This is a genomic window from Pseudomonas lyxosi (assembly GCF_047758685.1).
In the GTDB taxonomy this organism is placed as follows: domain Bacteria; phylum Pseudomonadota; class Gammaproteobacteria; order Pseudomonadales; family Pseudomonadaceae; genus Aquipseudomonas; species Aquipseudomonas lyxosi.
The window spans coordinates 5,968,273-5,984,214 of the sequence record NZ_CP180481.1; the positions used below are offsets into that span (position 1 = coordinate 5,968,273).

13 protein-coding genes are annotated in these 15,942 nt (G+C 60.7%); all 13 read right to left on the reverse strand.

Annotated features, from left to right (window positions below; all coding sequences use genetic code 11):
- Positions 1 to 6 precede the first annotated feature (6 nt).
- Complete coding sequence (locus ACMXYI_RS27415) at positions 7 to 639, reverse strand: RraA family protein (RefSeq protein ID WP_415773987.1); 633 nt, start codon at positions 637 to 639, stop codon at positions 7 to 9.
- Positions 630 to 1,412, reverse strand: a complete 783-nt coding sequence (locus tag ACMXYI_RS27420) for an IucA/IucC family C-terminal-domain containing protein (RefSeq protein WP_415770090.1) — start codon at positions 1,410 to 1,412, stop codon at positions 630 to 632. The genes ACMXYI_RS27415 and ACMXYI_RS27420 overlap by 10 nt, the downstream gene beginning before the upstream one ends.
- Positions 1,409 to 2,200: an ABC transporter ATP-binding protein gene (locus tag ACMXYI_RS27425; RefSeq protein ID WP_033061828.1), complete on the reverse strand. Its 792-nt coding sequence runs from the start codon at positions 2,198 to 2,200 to the stop codon at positions 1,409 to 1,411. The genes ACMXYI_RS27420 and ACMXYI_RS27425 overlap by 4 nt, the downstream gene beginning before the upstream one ends.
- Positions 2,201 to 2,212: 12 nt before the next feature.
- Complete coding sequence (locus ACMXYI_RS27430; protein WP_415770092.1) at positions 2,213 to 3,244, reverse strand: FecCD family ABC transporter permease; 1,032 nt, start codon at positions 3,242 to 3,244, stop codon at positions 2,213 to 2,215.
- Positions 3,237 to 4,226, reverse strand: a complete 990-nt coding sequence (locus ACMXYI_RS27435; RefSeq protein WP_415770094.1) for a FecCD family ABC transporter permease — start codon at positions 4,224 to 4,226, stop codon at positions 3,237 to 3,239. The genes ACMXYI_RS27430 and ACMXYI_RS27435 overlap by 8 nt, the downstream gene beginning before the upstream one ends.
- Entirely contained in the window at positions 4,223 to 5,143 is a 921-nt protein-coding gene (locus ACMXYI_RS27440) for an ABC transporter substrate-binding protein (RefSeq protein WP_415770096.1), read from the reverse strand. The genes ACMXYI_RS27435 and ACMXYI_RS27440 overlap by 4 nt, the downstream gene beginning before the upstream one ends.
- Positions 5,136 to 6,983, reverse strand: a complete 1,848-nt coding sequence (locus tag ACMXYI_RS27445; RefSeq protein ID WP_415770098.1) for an IucA/IucC family protein — start codon at positions 6,981 to 6,983, stop codon at positions 5,136 to 5,138. The genes ACMXYI_RS27440 and ACMXYI_RS27445 overlap by 8 nt, the downstream gene beginning before the upstream one ends.
- 4 nt (positions 6,984 to 6,987) lie before the next feature.
- Positions 6,988 to 7,761 carry an HpcH/HpaI aldolase family protein gene (locus ACMXYI_RS27450; protein WP_415770099.1) on the reverse strand — a complete coding sequence of 258 codons (774 nt, stop codon included), beginning with the start codon at positions 7,759 to 7,761 and terminating at the stop codon, positions 6,988 to 6,990.
- On the reverse strand, positions 7,755 to 9,626 hold the full coding sequence (locus ACMXYI_RS27455) for an IucA/IucC family protein (RefSeq protein WP_415770101.1): 1,872 nt from the start codon (positions 9,624 to 9,626) through the stop codon (positions 7,755 to 7,757). Before ACMXYI_RS27455 ends, ACMXYI_RS27450 begins: the two co-directional genes overlap by 7 nt.
- Positions 9,627 to 9,645: 19 nt before the next feature.
- Complete coding sequence (locus ACMXYI_RS27460; RefSeq protein ID WP_415773988.1) at positions 9,646 to 11,073, reverse strand: DHA2 family efflux MFS transporter permease subunit; 1,428 nt, start codon at positions 11,071 to 11,073, stop codon at positions 9,646 to 9,648.
- Positions 11,070 to 12,281 carry a type III PLP-dependent enzyme gene (locus tag ACMXYI_RS27465; RefSeq protein WP_415770102.1) on the reverse strand — a complete coding sequence of 404 codons (1,212 nt, stop codon included), beginning with the start codon at positions 12,279 to 12,281 and terminating at the stop codon, positions 11,070 to 11,072. The genes ACMXYI_RS27460 and ACMXYI_RS27465 overlap by 4 nt, the downstream gene beginning before the upstream one ends.
- Complete coding sequence (locus ACMXYI_RS27470; RefSeq protein WP_415770103.1) at positions 12,274 to 14,058, reverse strand: IucA/IucC family protein; 1,785 nt, start codon at positions 14,056 to 14,058, stop codon at positions 12,274 to 12,276. The genes ACMXYI_RS27465 and ACMXYI_RS27470 overlap by 8 nt, the downstream gene beginning before the upstream one ends.
- A 214-nt stretch (positions 14,059 to 14,272) precedes the next feature.
- Positions 14,273 to 15,649 (reverse strand): diaminobutyrate--2-oxoglutarate transaminase, encoded by a 1,377-nt coding sequence (locus ACMXYI_RS27475; RefSeq protein WP_415773989.1) that lies wholly within the window; start codon positions 15,647 to 15,649, stop codon positions 14,273 to 14,275.
- Positions 15,650 to 15,942 lie beyond the last annotated feature (293 nt).

Sequence of the window (15,942 nt, forward strand, 5' to 3'; positions counted from 1 at the left end):
AGGAAGTCAGCTCTTTCGCTGATTGAGCCTCTGCAAGAACTCGGCCCTGCGCTGCTGGTCCATTTCCTCTTTGGCCAAGAGTTCGGGAAGCAGCTCGGCCGCACGCCGGGCATCGAGGATGAAGACACCGTTATCATCACCAATGGCCAGGTCCCCCGGCTGCACCTGAACCCCGCCCACATTGATCGACTGATTGACTTCCCCGCGGGCGCCAATGCCGCGAGTCGTGTACGCACTGACGTCTCGACAAAAGATCGGCAACCCATGGCGACGCAATGCGCTGACATCGGTGACGGCCCCCGACACCACCACCCCGGCCAATCCTTTGATCAGCCCGGCCAGGGTGCGCAGTTCACCCCAGCAGCCACACTCCTCGTCGCCCACACATTCGATCACCAACACGTCGCCCGGCTCACTCAATAGCAAGGCCTCGCGCAGAATGCTGCCATCAGGTGGGAAGACTTTGACGGTGACAACATTGCCGACCATGCGGATGTCGTTGAACAGCGGCTTGATCCCCCGCAGAAAGCCCCGATCGGAAAAATGGCCGATGGTTGACGAAGGGATCGACCGGTAGGCGTTGAGCAACTCCGGGTCGACGAGCTGCTGGCGAGGGTTGATCTGATAACTCATCGGCATTTCCCCGGACGCAGCAGTGGGCAGGTCGAACAATATTCAGCGGGCTCAGTCGCCAGGTAGTAGAAGCAGCACGTTCGCCGAAAGCGAATGCTGCGCTGCCCCTCGTCGAGCAGTGTCGGCGGTCGGCGGAAATGGCTCAGCGGGTTGTAATCGAGGCCGAACAGCGCAGGTTCTGCCTGGGTCATCAACCACCTGAAGTCCGCTTCATAGCGCTCGCGCACCGATGGCTCGTCGATTTTTGCCATGCGCTTTTCATACAACGAATACACGCGTACTGCGGAGTTTTCCCACAAGATGCGCCGTGAAACGCCACTCACACGGTTGAAGGTTTGCCACAGCGGCTTCAACAGCCCGGCAAACAGTGACTGCACCAGGGTTTCCCGCCAGGCCTCGCGCTCACCGGCCTCGTACGTCAGCGGCGGGGAATGAGCCAGCGGCATCGAAGACGTCCACAGTCCTTCATCGTGGCCGTATTCGATCACCGTGTTGTCCAGCGACAGCAGCAGTCCTTTGTCGTACACCGACATAGCGTACAAACAGGCGCCGGTGGCGAGAAACGACAGGCGCTTGCCCAGCAGCGAGGCGGTGATCGCCCGTGACGGTGAGCCAATGACCGGGCTCAATGCGTCCAGCAAACGCACACACACATCTTCCTGCAACAGGTCACGCGCCATCAGCGAGCGTAATGGGTCGCGCTCGGTGCAGTCCTTCAACCGCAACCCACCGCCCAACACGCTCCACTCTTGTGCGGTGAAGTGGTGAGCCAGACTCATTGCGGCAATTCCCGACCAAACGGGATGCACATCGGCGTACCAAAAAACGGGTCAGGAATAATCCTGCAGTTGAGGTCGAACACGGTTTTGACCAGCGCCTGAGTCAAGACGTCCTCAGGTCGGCCCTGGGCAAATGCCGTACGCTCATGCACCGCGACCATATGATCCGCATAACGACAGGCCAGGTTGAGGTCGTGAAGCACCATGATGATGGTTTTGTTTTCGAGCCGGTTGAGGTCGCGCAGCAGGTCCAGCACTTCAATCTGGTGAGCCAGGTCGAGGAAGGTCGTCGGCTCGTCCAGCAGCACAATGCCGGTGTCCTGGGCCAGGGTCATGGCGATCCACGCACGCTGGCGCTGCCCACCGGACAAGGCATCCACCGGCCGGTCCGCCAGCGCCTGCAGACTGGTCTGCGTCAGCGCGCGATTGACCATGGTTTCATCCTCGGTCGACCACTGCTGCATCCAGCTCTGATAAGGGTATCGGCCCAGTGCCACGAGCTGGCGAACGGTAATGCCCTCCGGCGCCGTCGGTGTCTGCGGCAGGATGGCCAACTCACGCGCTACCGCCGCCGTGGATTTTTGCTGGATATCCACGCCGTTGAGAATTACCGAGCCTTGCTGCGGTTTCAGCAGTCGGGCGAAGGATTTGAGCAAGGTGCTTTTGCCGCAGCCGTTACTGCCGATCAGCACCGAGATCTTGCCCTTGGGCAGTTGCATGTCCAGCGCGTCAATAATCACCTGGCGCTGATAACTCAGGGTCAGGCCGCGACTTGCAATCGACGTCATACGTTGAATTCCTTAATGACGCTGTTTAATCAATAAATAGAGAAAAAAGGGTGTGCCCAGTACCGCGACAAAGATCCCGGCCGGTAGATCAAGGGGCAAGAACAGCGTGCGCCCGACCAGGTCCGCCAGCATCACCAGATTTGCGCCAATCAGGGCCGCCATCACGGCCTGCCCAGCGAAACCGGGACCCACCAGGCGTTTGGCAATATGCGGCGCGATCAGCCCGACAAACGCGATTGCCCCACCCCAGGCAATGGCCGCACCGGCCAACGCCACACTCACCAGCAACAAGCCGGCCCGCAGCCATTGCACGCGCACGCCGATGCCCTGGGCCAGGTTGTCATCCAGCTGTTGCACCATCACCTGACGGGCCAGCAGCACCAGCAGCGGACAAATGCCCAACAACCAGCTCGCAAGTGCCAGCGGTTCGGGCCAACTGGCGCCGTATACGCTGCCGGTCAGCCAGACGTAGGCAGACAGGGTGGTGGTCAGCGGACTGAACACCAGAATGAAGGTGGTCGCGGCCGTCAACATCGCCGAAACGCCCACGCCGATCAGCACCAGCCGCAGCGGTGAGGCCCCCTGCTTCCAGGCCAGCAGATAAATGGCCAATGTTGCCAAAGCCGCACCGAGCATTGCGGCCAGGGGCAGAAACTGTTGCCCCAGCGTCGCGGACAAGAACGACAGGTAAAGCACGGCGGAGGCGCTGGCACCGCTGGTGATGCCCAGCAGGTCGGGCGAAGCCAGCGGGTTGCGGATGATGCTTTGCAGGATCAGCCCGGACACCGACAACGCAGCGCCCACCAGCGCCGCCAGCACAATGCGTGGAAAACGTAGTTGCTCGACGATCAACGTCAGGCTGGCGTCTTGGCTGGAAAACAGGATTCGCATCACTTCGAGGGGCGAGAGGTTGATTTTCCCCAGCGACAACGAGCCGAGCATCACCAGCACCGTCAGCACCAGCGCCGCCGCCAACCGCCACCACGTGGAAAGGTTGACCCGCCGGGAATACCCGCCCCGGCGCCAGGTCACCACCTTATCCATAACGACCTCCACGCCGGGCCAACATAATAAAAAACGGCGCGCCGAACAGCGCCGTCATCACCCCCACCGGTACTTCCTGCGGCAAGATCACAACCCGCGACAGCGTATCCGCCAACAGCAGGAGAATCGCACCAAGCAGCGCACAACCGGGCAGCAACCAGCGATGGTCGATGGACAACCCCTTGCGCACCATGTGTGGAACCAGAAGACCGATGAAACCAATGCTGCCGGCCAACGCCACCGCGCTGCCCGCGAGACAGATCACCAGCACGCTCATCAGCAGCCGGATCAGGCCGGTTCGCTGCCCCAGCCCCGTAGCAATCTCTTCCCCGGCGTTCAGCACGTTGACCTGTTCGGCCAACAACAGCGCCCCCGACAACCCGAGCACGCCACACAGCAACAAGGGGGCAGCGGTCGACAGGCTACGTTCGGACAACGAACCGGCCATCCAGAACAGCACCGTGTCCAGCCCATCCTGATTCACCACCAGCAGTGCCTGGCTGAAGGCGGAGAACAACGCGGCGATCGCCGCGCCCGCCAGCACGATGCGCAGCGGACTGAGACTGCCCTGCCCCATGTTGCCGATCAGCCACACCAGACAACCCGCCACGCCAGCGCCAATGAACGCCGACCATAACCAGGCATCCGGGGATGACAGCGAGAAGATCGAGGAAAACAGAATGATAAAAAAGGTCGCACCGGCATTGATCCCGAACAGTCCGGGTGACGCCAACGGATTGCGCGTCAGTGCCTGCATCAGGGCGCCCGCGACCGCCAGACTGGCGCCTACGGAAATCGCCATCAGGGTCCGTGACAGGCGCGTGGTGGTCACCAGTACATGACTGATACTCAGCGGGTCGGGATCGACAAACGCCGCGGCAATCTGTGGCAGTGGAATCCAGGTGGCACCGACCGCCAGGCTCAACACGCAGCACAGCAGCAACACAAGACCCGCGCTGCACAACTTTACTCCCGGGCTCATGAGGCCACCTGCGCGGCGGCCACGCGGGCCACGTCGTCGAGCATCAGGTTGGCCCCCAACATCCCGCCCGACAGACTCCACGCGACGCCATCGACCTGCCACACCTGTCCTTGCTGCGGGGCACGCATCTGCTTCCACAGCGGGTGTTGCACCAGGTTCTCGTAGTTGCGCTGCACCGCCGCGTTCTGCGCGCGCAGGAACACAAAAAAGATGTCGGCATTCACCACGGCAAGGCTTTCCTTGCTGGTGAGCTTGATCGATACCCCGCTCGCCTCCCGGCTGCTGTCACTCCAGTTGAATCCCAGTTCAGTGAGCACGGAGCCCGGAAAACTCGCCGGCAAGTAACTGCGGATGTGGTCTTCGCGGATGTCCAGAATCGACACCGTGGGTGGCCAGCGTCCGGCAAATGTCTGCCGCAGTTGCTGACACAGTTGTGCCACGCGTTGCTGCCATCGGTTCAGAATCTCGTCGGCCCGCTGTTGCTGGTGTAATGCAGCCCCCATCAGCGCCAGGGTCTTCTTGAATTCAAACACTTCCTCCAGCATCAGCACAGGGGCGATCTGCTTGAGTAACGGTGCAATGCGTTCATGGCGAAAGCGTGAGGCAACGATCAAGTCCGGCTTGAGCAGCGCGATGTCCTCAAGACTGGGCTGGGTCTCCAGCCCGACATGGGGCACAGCGCCGAGTGCCGTGCGCAAATACCGATAGGTCGGTTTTTCGCTCCAGGAATCGACCACACCACACGGGGTCACGCCCAACACCACGGCGCAGTCAGTGGCGCCCTGAAACAGGGTGATCACCCGCAACGGCGCGGCGCCAGCCTCGGCCCACGCCGGCGCGGAAAACCTGAGGGCGAGCGCCCCCAGGGACAGGCGCAACAGCGTACGCCTGGAGGGTTCACGTCGCGGTTCAGGCATTACGATCGAGCCTGTGGAACGGGTTGACCACCTGCCCTTTGCCAAACGGCATGCTGCCAGGGCCGCCCGCGCGTTCGATCATCGGGGTGAGCAGCAATTTCTGCGGCCAATGTGGCGCTTCGAATAACTGGTGCTTGATCATGATCCGCGCCTCGGGGTCAAACTCGATGGTATCGATCAGCTCGTTGAGCACCTCGCCCATCGCCTTCCACAACTGGGTGGCCGGCAATGCGTAGACCTCAGCCAGCGTATCGATGATGGCGCGGAGGTTGACCTGAATACCCAGGGTCTGCAACCAGAACAGCAGGTCTTCAGGGCGATCGTGGTACAGCGTGTTGGCGTGCCCCTTCTTCAGCCGGTAAGCCGGATCAGCCAGACCGTTGCGTTCCAGCCACGGCACAAAGATGCGCAACGAATCGTGATCGCGCAACAGCAAGCCCTGCGCATAACCGGCCTTCCACACCAGCACCGCGTTCTGCCCGTGAATTTCACCGAGCATGCCGATGCGGAACATCCGCAGGTTGATATCGAAGAAGCTGCGGCACAGCTCGCGGAACAGCGTCATCACTGACGCGGCATTGGCCGGCAGTTGGCGGCAGGCCATCCAGTCATCGAAGAAGTGCTGATTGCTGCCCGGCAACGGCGTGCCGAGGGCGGCCATGGGTACCAGTCGGGTGTCCGGGTCTTCGAGTAGCGCGGGTGGATAGCCGCGAACCATGGCCGACAGGTGACGCGGCGCTTCGTCGAACAGCGTGGCGTCCGGCGGCATGAACGCCCACCACTTGGTTTCATCGCACAGGTGCAGGGACTGTTGCAGGGTTTCATCCTTGCTCAGTGCCTGGTGCAGCAACGCCTCACTCAGGCCGCCATTGATCATTTTCACCGCCGGCAGATAACGCGAAGCACCCAGCGAATAGATCGCCATCGGCAACTTGAGGTAATCGGCGCTGTTGAAGCATGGGGTCATCGAACGCAACGACGAGGTGGCGAAGAAATCTCCGTCGGTGAAGTCCAGTCGATGGCAATCACCCTTGGCGAACGCGTCGCCGAGTTGCGCCTCCAGCACGTGTTCGAACTGCCACGGGTGCACCGGCAGCGCGATGTGGCTCTGGGCAATGCCCCGCTGCTGCAGCTCTTGTTGCAAGTTGGCCTGCAACAGCGGCGGCAACAGGTACTGGGCGGGATAACTCTGCGCCAGGTCCGTCACGCCGTCGCCGCACTGCAGCAACGTGCGGTCGACCGCGACCCAATTGAGCGCCACGGGACGGGCAAATTCCGCCTGATACTGCTGATATTCGGTCTCGCTCAAACCCTGCTTGGCTTTGGCCAGCGGGTGGTAAGGACGATCACGCAGCGAAGCCCACTGCTCCATGGTCAGGAAGAAGTCCGCGTTGCTCTTTTCCAGCAAGCGTTCGCTGTCAACCCGATGGGCCAGGGACAACTCGGTTTGCCGGACGCTGGTACGCAGCACATCCATAAACAGGGCGAAGCCTTTTTCATTGTCCGGGTAGCGTTCGGTCATCCCTGCCAACACCTGGGTCGTGAAGGCCTCGGGTGACAGCGCAGTCAGTTGGTCATTCTGTCGCGCCCATACCGGCGTGCCCGGTACTTTTTCCCATTGCTGGGTAATGCCGGGACGCAGGGCAATAACGATGCAACCCTGGGGATCGCTGGGCCATTCCCAGATCCGTTGTTCGGCGCTTAACCCGGTAAACGGCAGCTCGGCCGATGACGATGGCGCCACCAGATTCAGCGGCTCGGTCCCAAAAAAATGTTCGGCCAGCAAACAATCGACCAGATCCTGCATCACCTTGTCGGAGGCCATTGCGGTGAAGTTCATCCGATTATTTTCCTTCTGCTGAAGTGGCGGCCAATTTGGCCTGGAGGGCACGAAAAGCGATGCCACGCTCGTCACCCAAAACAAAACTTTTTACGCCCCGGCTCAACCACCGTTCGTGGTCGCCCGGCTGACGTGGAATCGCGCAATACGGCACGCCCGCGGCGCTGACTGCCTGCCAGCTGGAGAGCAGCGCTTGCTGCACCTCGGGCCGGTCGATCTGCCAGGGCAGGCCCATCGATTGCGACAAGTCGGCGGCCCCTTCGAGGATCATGTCCAGGCCTGGCACCGCGGCAATCTCTGCCGCGCGTCGCACACCTTCGGCACTCTCGATCATCGCCACGACCATGATTTGCTCGTTGGCCAGCGCGACGTACTCCGCCAGGCTGTGTTTGCCAAACGCACCGGGACGACCGGCATTCAGGCTGCGGGTGCCCTGCGGGTGGTATTTGCAGGCACGAATGCTTTCGGCCAAAGGCTCGGGGCCTTCGATCATCGGCAAGACAATGCCCTGGGCACCGCCATCGAGCAGGCGCAGCAGGGTTTTCGGATTGAGGTCGGCCACCCGCACCAGCGGGGTCAGCGCGTAACTCTCGGCGGTGCGGATCATGTTCTCCACAGTCTCGGGATTGATCAGCACGTGTTCCATATCGATGATCACGAAATCGAAACCGGCTTCGGCAATCAGTTCGATGGCCGCAGGTGACGGAATCGAGCTGATCAGGCCGTAGACCGGCTCACCTGTTCTGAGCTTCTGCTTGAGCAGATTGGTCCTCAGCATGATTGCGGCCGGAACGCGTGCAGCGGATTCGGCACCGATTTGAAACGACGTTCGCCGTCGCCCAGCAGGCGGCGCTTGGTCAGTTCTTCCACTTCATAGAACGGCGCGAAAACATCAAACGCTGCGTAACGCGGACGGTGTTGCGGATGTTCGACCTGGTAGGTGGTGATCACCTCGGCGGTCATTTTCCAGAACAGAGCCTCTTCGAGCTGATAGTGCTGATGCAGGAAGATCGCCATCTCGGCCAGGGCGATAAAAAAGAACGAATCACAGGAAAAATCCCGGACCGCATCCAGGTCGTCGGTGAGGATGAACGAGTTGCGGTTGAGCTTGGCGTGGCTGGCGGGCAGCGGCACCAGGGTCGGGCACAGCTCGGGGCGCCCCAGGTGCTGCGGTGAATAGCGCACGCCGTCGTGGAAGTCTTTCAGGGCAATACGTTGCGGCCAGCCCTGCTTCACGATCAGGACGATGTTCTGCCCATGGGATTCCATGCCGATGCCTTCGGCGTACAGCATGTGAATGATCGGCGACACTGCCACCTGCAACAGTTGACGGGTCCAGGCGTGCAGGCCGTACTGAGCAATCCACGCATCGATGAACGGGGTCTGTTCACCGCTGCCGTAGCGATTGTCCACGGAACTCAAACCATTGAACGGCACCGCTTGCTCGTCGTCTTGCAGGTACTGGTGAATGCTCTCGCGCCACAGCGTGCCCATCGTGCCGTAGGCCTGGGACATCCGCGTGGCGGGCAGGTGATCGTAGTCAAAGCTGACGCCGACCACTTCACCGAGAATCACAAAGCCAAGGTCACGGGCGGTGCTGTCGCTGCCGATCAACTGCTGCAACCAGTCGGTGATGATCGGGCCGTTCATCACCGTATGCCGAGCCAGAATTCGAGTGCTGGAGGTGTTGGTCATGCTCAGCGCGAGCTTGACGTAAGGCCGATTTTTCTCGGTGACATTGGCCAGGGTGCGGATCGACTGTTGCGCCTGATAACGGTCATCCGTCGTGCCCAAATAGATCACTTCACCGCTGACCAGTTCTGGGTAGAACACAGGAACGATGACGTTTTCCCACTGCCACGGGTGCACCGGCATCAGCCAGCAATCGCCCATCGACTTGCCTTGGTCGGTGAGGCTCTCAGCCAGTTGCTGCCAGCGCTGAAGCCCGAATTCCTGCTGAATAAATCCGTCGTAATCCAGGTGCTGCGAGATGTTCATCGCCCCGCAAGTTTTCGCAACCGCCAGCCAGACAATCGCGATGGGCGCGGCAAATTCAGGCCCGTAGCTGGCGTTGTCCTTGAGCGAGAAACCGATGCGCGATTTGTAGCAAGGGTGATAGCTGTGGGCGTCCATGAAGTGCTGTTCCAACGCATCCACATCCAGTTGATGGGTTGGCTTGGCCGCTTGATAACCCTGACTGCGCGATTGCAGATCCTTGAGCAGGGTCTGCTCCAGTTCATGGGTGAAGCGTGGCAGGTGCGGGCTGTCCTGAAGTTCGCTCAGCAGCTCTGCCAATGCTTGATGAAGGTGTGGCCGGCTGCGTACGCCCAACGCATTTACGCGCTCGAGACTGGCATAGTCGAGGCGGATCAGCTCGAAGCTTTCGCTGAGCAATCCGCTGCAGTGGTACTCGATTGGTTGTTGCTGCGCATCGATGCCGCGGACGACAAAACGGTACTGACCGCCATCGACGGGCGAATGGCGATACGGCAGGACGTTTTCATACAGCAGCGTTTGCAGCAGCTGGCCCACCACGCGCTGTTCCACTTGCTGATAGTGGCGCGGATCGGCCGTCGCCAGCCAGACGCCTGGCGCAGAATCCGCAGCCTGATGTGTTGCCTGTGAAGAAGTCGCCATAGTCATAACCTTGTCCGTGAAAGAATTAACGGTGTTCGAGGGCCGAGGGCAATGCCTCGGCCGGCTCGTCGGATGCGTGAACGGGAAAACGCCAGGCACAGGGCAATGCCAGCAGGATGAGGATGCCGGTGGCCAAGAAGACCTCGCTGATCGCCCCCGGGGTTGCCACCGAAACAATGCCGCCCGCCGAATCAGCGGCCAGGCGAAACTCCAGCCAGAGCGAGGCAATCACGATGGCCAGCGACGAGACGAGACGACGGGAAATGTTGTTCATCGCCGCGCCCTGAGTGACCATCGGTTCAGGCAGCGCATCAAGCCCGGCGGTGGTGATGGGGATATAGGACAGGCCCAGCCCGGCGCCGCGGACCATCATCAGGAAAAACACCACACCAATTGAAGCGCCAGCCCCCAGCACGCCCAATCCCAGCGTGGCGCCCCCGGTCAGCAGCAGCCCCCAGAGCACCACGCCACGCGGGCCGTGCCGGTCCAGCCACTTGCCGCCGAGATGCCCGAACAGGCTGGCGAACATCGCCGTGCACAGCAGCGACAGGCCGGTCCAGATAGCGCTGTAGCCCATCACCACTTGCACCAGCAGCGGCAGCAGGACCAGACATTCGAACATGCCGACCGACTGCACCACGGCGATGATCACGCTCAAGCGATAACCGCGCAGGGCAAAGATGCGCAAATTGAGCAGCGGCGAAGTCCGGTTCAGTTCCAGTCGCACGAACGCCACCAGGCACAGGATCGCCGCCAGCAGCATGCCGAGGTTGAGCGGATCAGTGAGGGCTCCGGCATGGCGCAGACGGCCAACAGCAATCATCAGCAGACCGATGCCCGTCGCGATCAACAGGTAACCCGCCAGGTCGAAAGGTTTGCGTTCCGATGCTTCAGAAGCCGGCAGCACGCCGACGCCCAGGATCAGCGCCAGCAGGCCAATCGGCACATTCATCAGGAACAGCGAGCGCCAACTGAACCACTCCAGCATCAGGCTCCCGCACAAGGGCCCCAATGCCGGCGCCAGCATGACCGCCGCGCCCCACAGGCCGGTGACCCTGCCCCGCTCGCCCTTGGCGTACACCGAAAAAATGATCGCCAGGGACAGCGGAATCATCAGCCCGCTGGCGATCCCTTGCACCACGCGCGCGGCAATCACCAGCGCGATGGAGTTGGCCAACGCCCCCAGCAGCGAACCGCAGACAAACAACGCCACGCCCCACAAGTAGAGGGATTTGCGCCCCACCCGCTGGCTGAGAAAACTGGTGAGGGGCATGGTCATGCCCATGCTCACCATGAACGCCGCCACAATCCAGGTGGCCAACAGCGGACCGATCTGAAAGGCCTCCATGAACGCGGGCAACGCCGGATTCAGCGAGCTGTTGTTCAGGCTGACCGTCAGCGTGCCCAACAACACATTGACCACCACCAACCAGCGCGGCACGGCAAACGTCAATCCCACAGTGCAACTCCGGCCTGTTGCACAAACACCTGCGGCGGTCGCGGATGACAGAGGAAATCGGCGTGGGAGATGTTGTAGCCATAGGCACCGGCCAGCGGCAGCACCAGCATGTCGCCGACTTCGACGCCAGTCAGCGGGCAATCGCGGCTCAGCACATCCTTGGGCGTGCAGAGCTGCCCCACGACGGTCCAGTACTGTTGTGTCGCCGTTGGCGTTACGCGATGCCGGGGCAGATGAATGACCGGGTGATCATGTCCCTGGGCAACCGGCAAACGGAACTGATGGGTACCGCCGCGACAGACCAGGAAGTGCTTGCCGTGACTGGTTTTCGTGTCCAGCACTTCAATGGCGTAATAGCCGCAGAAGGCGCTGATGAAACGACCGGGCTCAAAGCGCACGATGGGCGCATCGACACAGGCTGCCAGGCTCTGGCCCAAATGCGTACACAAGCGCTGCCAATCGAATTGCTGCGGCCCGAGGTAATTAACGCCGATGCCACCGCCCACATTGAGGTGGGTGATCGCCGCAGGATCGGCCGACAACGCCTTCCATTGCGGCCAGCGCTGCAGGTACAGATCGAGCAATTGCTCATGGCGCTCCACCAGCGACTGATGAGACATCGCATGCACATGGAAACCCTTGAGCCGCAGGTGGCTGGCGTTATCGACCCAACTCACCGCCTGGGCCAGTTCTGACTCATCAATCCCGAACGGTGTGGCCGTGCCGGCCATCGCCAGTTTGCTGGAGAGCGGCGACGGCAGTTCGGGGTTGATCCGCAGCAAGACGTCTTGCACGTGCCCCGCTTCCAGGGCCAGCCGTTGCAGGCGGACGATTTCATTCAGGCTTTCGATGTGAATCGCTTCGACCTGGTGGTGCAGCGCCGAACGCAAATCGGAGTCCAGTTTGCCGGGGCCGGAGAAGATGAACGGCTTGCGCGTCGGGCAGGCCTGAAGACGATCGATCTCGCCGCCAGAGGAGATCTCGAACCCGTGCACCAACGGCGCGATGGCGGCGAGGATCTGCGGTTCGCTGTTGGCCTTGATCGCGTAGTAAAGCTCTACGCCTTCGGGCAGCGCCGTCATCACCTGCGTCACGTGCTGTTTCAGCGCGTCCAGGTCATAAATGAACAGCGCCAGCGGGTCTTCGTGTTTTAGGCGGGCTTCGTCGATGGCGGCCAATACCGTTGCGGGCAGCTTATCCATGCTTGGCCTCCTTGCACCACGGCGACACCAGACTGACGTAGCTGGCCTGGCGATCGGCCTTGGCTGCCAGACGGACTTTCAGGTTGGTTTTGCAGGCAATCGGCTGACCGGCGATCAGCGCGTCCAGCTCCGGCGCAGCGCGGGTCAATTCGGCGCAGATGCTGATCAATTGCTGCTCCACCCGTTGCCACATCAGCGGCGCCAAATGCGGACGTTCCCAACTCAGGGCCAGCACAGCCTCGGACAAGTTGTTGACGAACAGGCAATAGACAATGCGGTTCCAGCCTTGCTGGCGGGAATAGAGCAGCGACTCACGCACCCGTGGATGAACGTCTGCGTCGATCCGCGAAGCTCCGAGTTCGTCGGTCAGTTTGACCCCTTCGAAATCCCGCAGCAGCAAGCGTTGTGGACGACCGTTGTCATGCACCAGCACGCTGTTCTGCAGGTGCGGTTCCATCACGATGCCGTGGTTGAAGAACAGCGCCAGCACCGGCCGTAGCAACAGCGCCTGATAGTCGTCGAACCAGCTCAACAGCTGTTGATCGTCGATGTCATTGCCGTTGAACCGGTTCAGGAACTCATGCACCAACGGCGGCAAATGCAGGCCACGAGCGAACAACGTACCGGCCATGATGCTGCAGTCGGTGCCGGTTTCGAGGCAGAAGTTCTCCCGCAGGATCGCCCCGGTCTGTTCGCGGAACCAGTGGTTATCGGCTTCGCTGGCCTGTTGCGGCGCCCAGCTCAGATTGCCCGGTTCGGCCACCACCGAGAGCCCGCCAAGGGTTTCGGGCCGGGTCAATTGGAGGTTACGAAAGACTCGGTCGATCATCAGTGCGCTTTCCAGTTCGTACCAGGCGTTTTTCCTGACGCAGTTGGTGATGCGCACGTTCAGCGAGCCCTTGATGAAGAATTCATGGCCCTCGATGTACCACGTTCGGATGGACGCAGTAGGGTTGGCCATCAGCCCTGTGGCGCCAAGATCGACGATGGCCGCGGATTTCAACAAACGCTGAACCCGACCATCCTGCATGAACAGCTGGGCCTGTACCGGATGCATGCAGATAACCGCGTGCCCCGGCCGCGCCTGCGCCTGATCGGCAAAACCGGCCAGCACTTGGGCTTTGCTCAGGCCGTTGGCTCCGACGTTCAATCCTTCCAGCGGCACCTCGAACAGATGCAACGGCGTGCGGGCCTGGAATTCCGGGGCATAGGTTTCCTGGGCCAGATGAGCTGGCCACAGGCGCGCCTTGGGTGCCGGGTGGTTCGGATGTCCGAACCACAAGCCCTGCTCACTGGCGAGATAACCGCTGAGTGGTGCCGGATGCTGGCCGTCCATGTTGTGGCCGACGATGGCCGCGGTCAGCAACTGGCTTTGCAACACCTGATCCAGCAACTCGTCGTTGCTGGCGCGGGTCATGTGTTCGCACGCCGCGAGCAACTGCTCGACGAACTCGGTAAACCTCAGGCACGACCAGTCGCCCTCGCCACGTCGGGCATAGACGTCCGACAGGTAACGGTGACTGCCAAGACCATCACGGCGGTCCACCATCACAAAGAACTGCTGCTGGTTGGGCAGGTTGATGGTCAGGGGAATTCCCTTCCATTCCAGCCCCTCGAGGTAACTGCCCGGGGCGATACCTTGCATCTGCGTCGGCCAACTGTAACTGAGGCAGTTTTCCGGCAAGGCGAACTCTTTGATCAAACAATTAAGCAACGCGCGCGTCGTCGCCAACTCACTGACCATATTCGATAAAACACTGCGATCTGGATGATTCATGGGTGCTCCACAGCAGCCCGCGAGGCCACTGGACACGTTATATGGCGAAAAAATTAGTTGCTGATCGGCCTGTTTAACGGCCGACGAAACCCCACGTAACGACATCACTTCACTGAACCTTTTTTTAAACAATCAGACAACCATCAAAGTTGCTTGCAGTAGCGTCATCAAACTGCAATTCGGTGGACTACCAACGTAACTTCGATTGATTCATTCAAGGACGCAACTGCAATAACGCTGCAGCCATCGCGTTATCAAAACGCTGGATAACTTGCTGGCATTGTTCATCGTCGATAATCAATGGCGGCAACAAGCGGATGACATTGCCCTTACGCCCGCCGCGTTCCAGCAACAGGCCTTGTTTGAAGCACTGTTGCTGGATGGCCACCGCCAGCGCCGGGTCCATCGGGAAATGCCCGTGGCGATCCGCCGGCTGGCGCTCGTCGACGATCTCGATGCCCAGCATCAGGCCGCGACCGCGCACTTGGCCGAGGGCCGGATAATGCGCCTGCAACTCGACCAGTCGGTCCTTGAGCCACTGGCCCTGGCGCTCGGCCTGGGCGGCGAGGTTTTGCAGTTGCAGCACCTGCAACGTGGCCAGCCCGGCGGCCATGGCCATCTGGTTGCCGCGGAAGGTGCCGGCGTGGTTGCCTGGCTCCCAGGCGTCGAACTCACGACGGATGCCCAGCACTGCCATGGGCAAACCGCCACCGACTGCTTTGGACATGACAATCAGGTCCGGCTCGATGTCGGCGTGTTCGAAGGCAAACATCTTGCCGGTGCGGCCGAAACCGGTCTGCACTTCGTCGAGGATCAGCAAGATGCCGTGCTTGCGCGTCACCTCGCGGATCGCCCGCAGCCAGCTCGCCGGGGCACAGTTGACCCTGCCCTCACCCTGCACTGCTTCAAGGATTACCGCCGCCGGCAGTGACACGCCGCTTTCGACGTCTTCGATGAACTGAGTGAAATAGTGGGTCAAGGCCTCGACCCCGGCCTCACCGCCAATGCCCAGCGGGCAACGGTATTCGTGGGGGTACGGCATGAACTGCACCCCGGGCATCAGGCTGGCGATGGCATTTTTCGGCGCGGTGTTGCCGGTCAGGGCCAGTGCGCCGTGGGTCATGCCATGGTAGGCCCCGGAAAAACTGATGATGTTGTTGCGCCCGGTGTAGGTCTTGGCCAGTTTCAGCGCCGCCTCCACCGCATCCGCCCCGGACGGCCCGCAAAATTGCAGGCAGTAATCACGACCCTGGTTCGGCAACAGGCTGAGCAGGGTTTCGCTGAAAGCGTCCTTGACTGCGGTCGTCAGGTCCAGGGTATGCATCGGCAGGCCTGAGGCGAGGAAGCTGTCGAGGCTGGCCATGACGGCCGGATGATTGTGCCCCAAGGCCAAAGTACCGGCGCCAGCCAGACAGTCGAGGTAAGTATTGCCCTCGACATCAGTAACCCAGAGCCCGTGCGCCTTGGCGATGGCCAGCGGCAACTTGCGTGGATAACTGCGGACATTAGATTCGAACTTGCTTTGTCGAGCCAAATAGTCGGCATTGGTTTTTTGCAAAGGATTAGAGTGCAATACGCCATCATTCAACATCGCTTCACCCTCGTTAAATTCGATATGCAACTTATTCTCATTAACAAGTTGTTGCAACTAATTCTTACAACCGATTTGGAAATTTACATATAGCGATTTGAACTACTTTAAAAACCATCAGACACGCAAAAGACCAAGTTAATAAACCTGGTATGAACTCCGGAAGTGCCATGATCTAGCCATGATCTTTTAATACAACTGACAACTTCGGTATAGGCTACCGACAGATAGCGACTTATACGCAAGTGTCTTGAATGTTAATTAACTGATGGGGTGCATATGTCCTTCCTCTA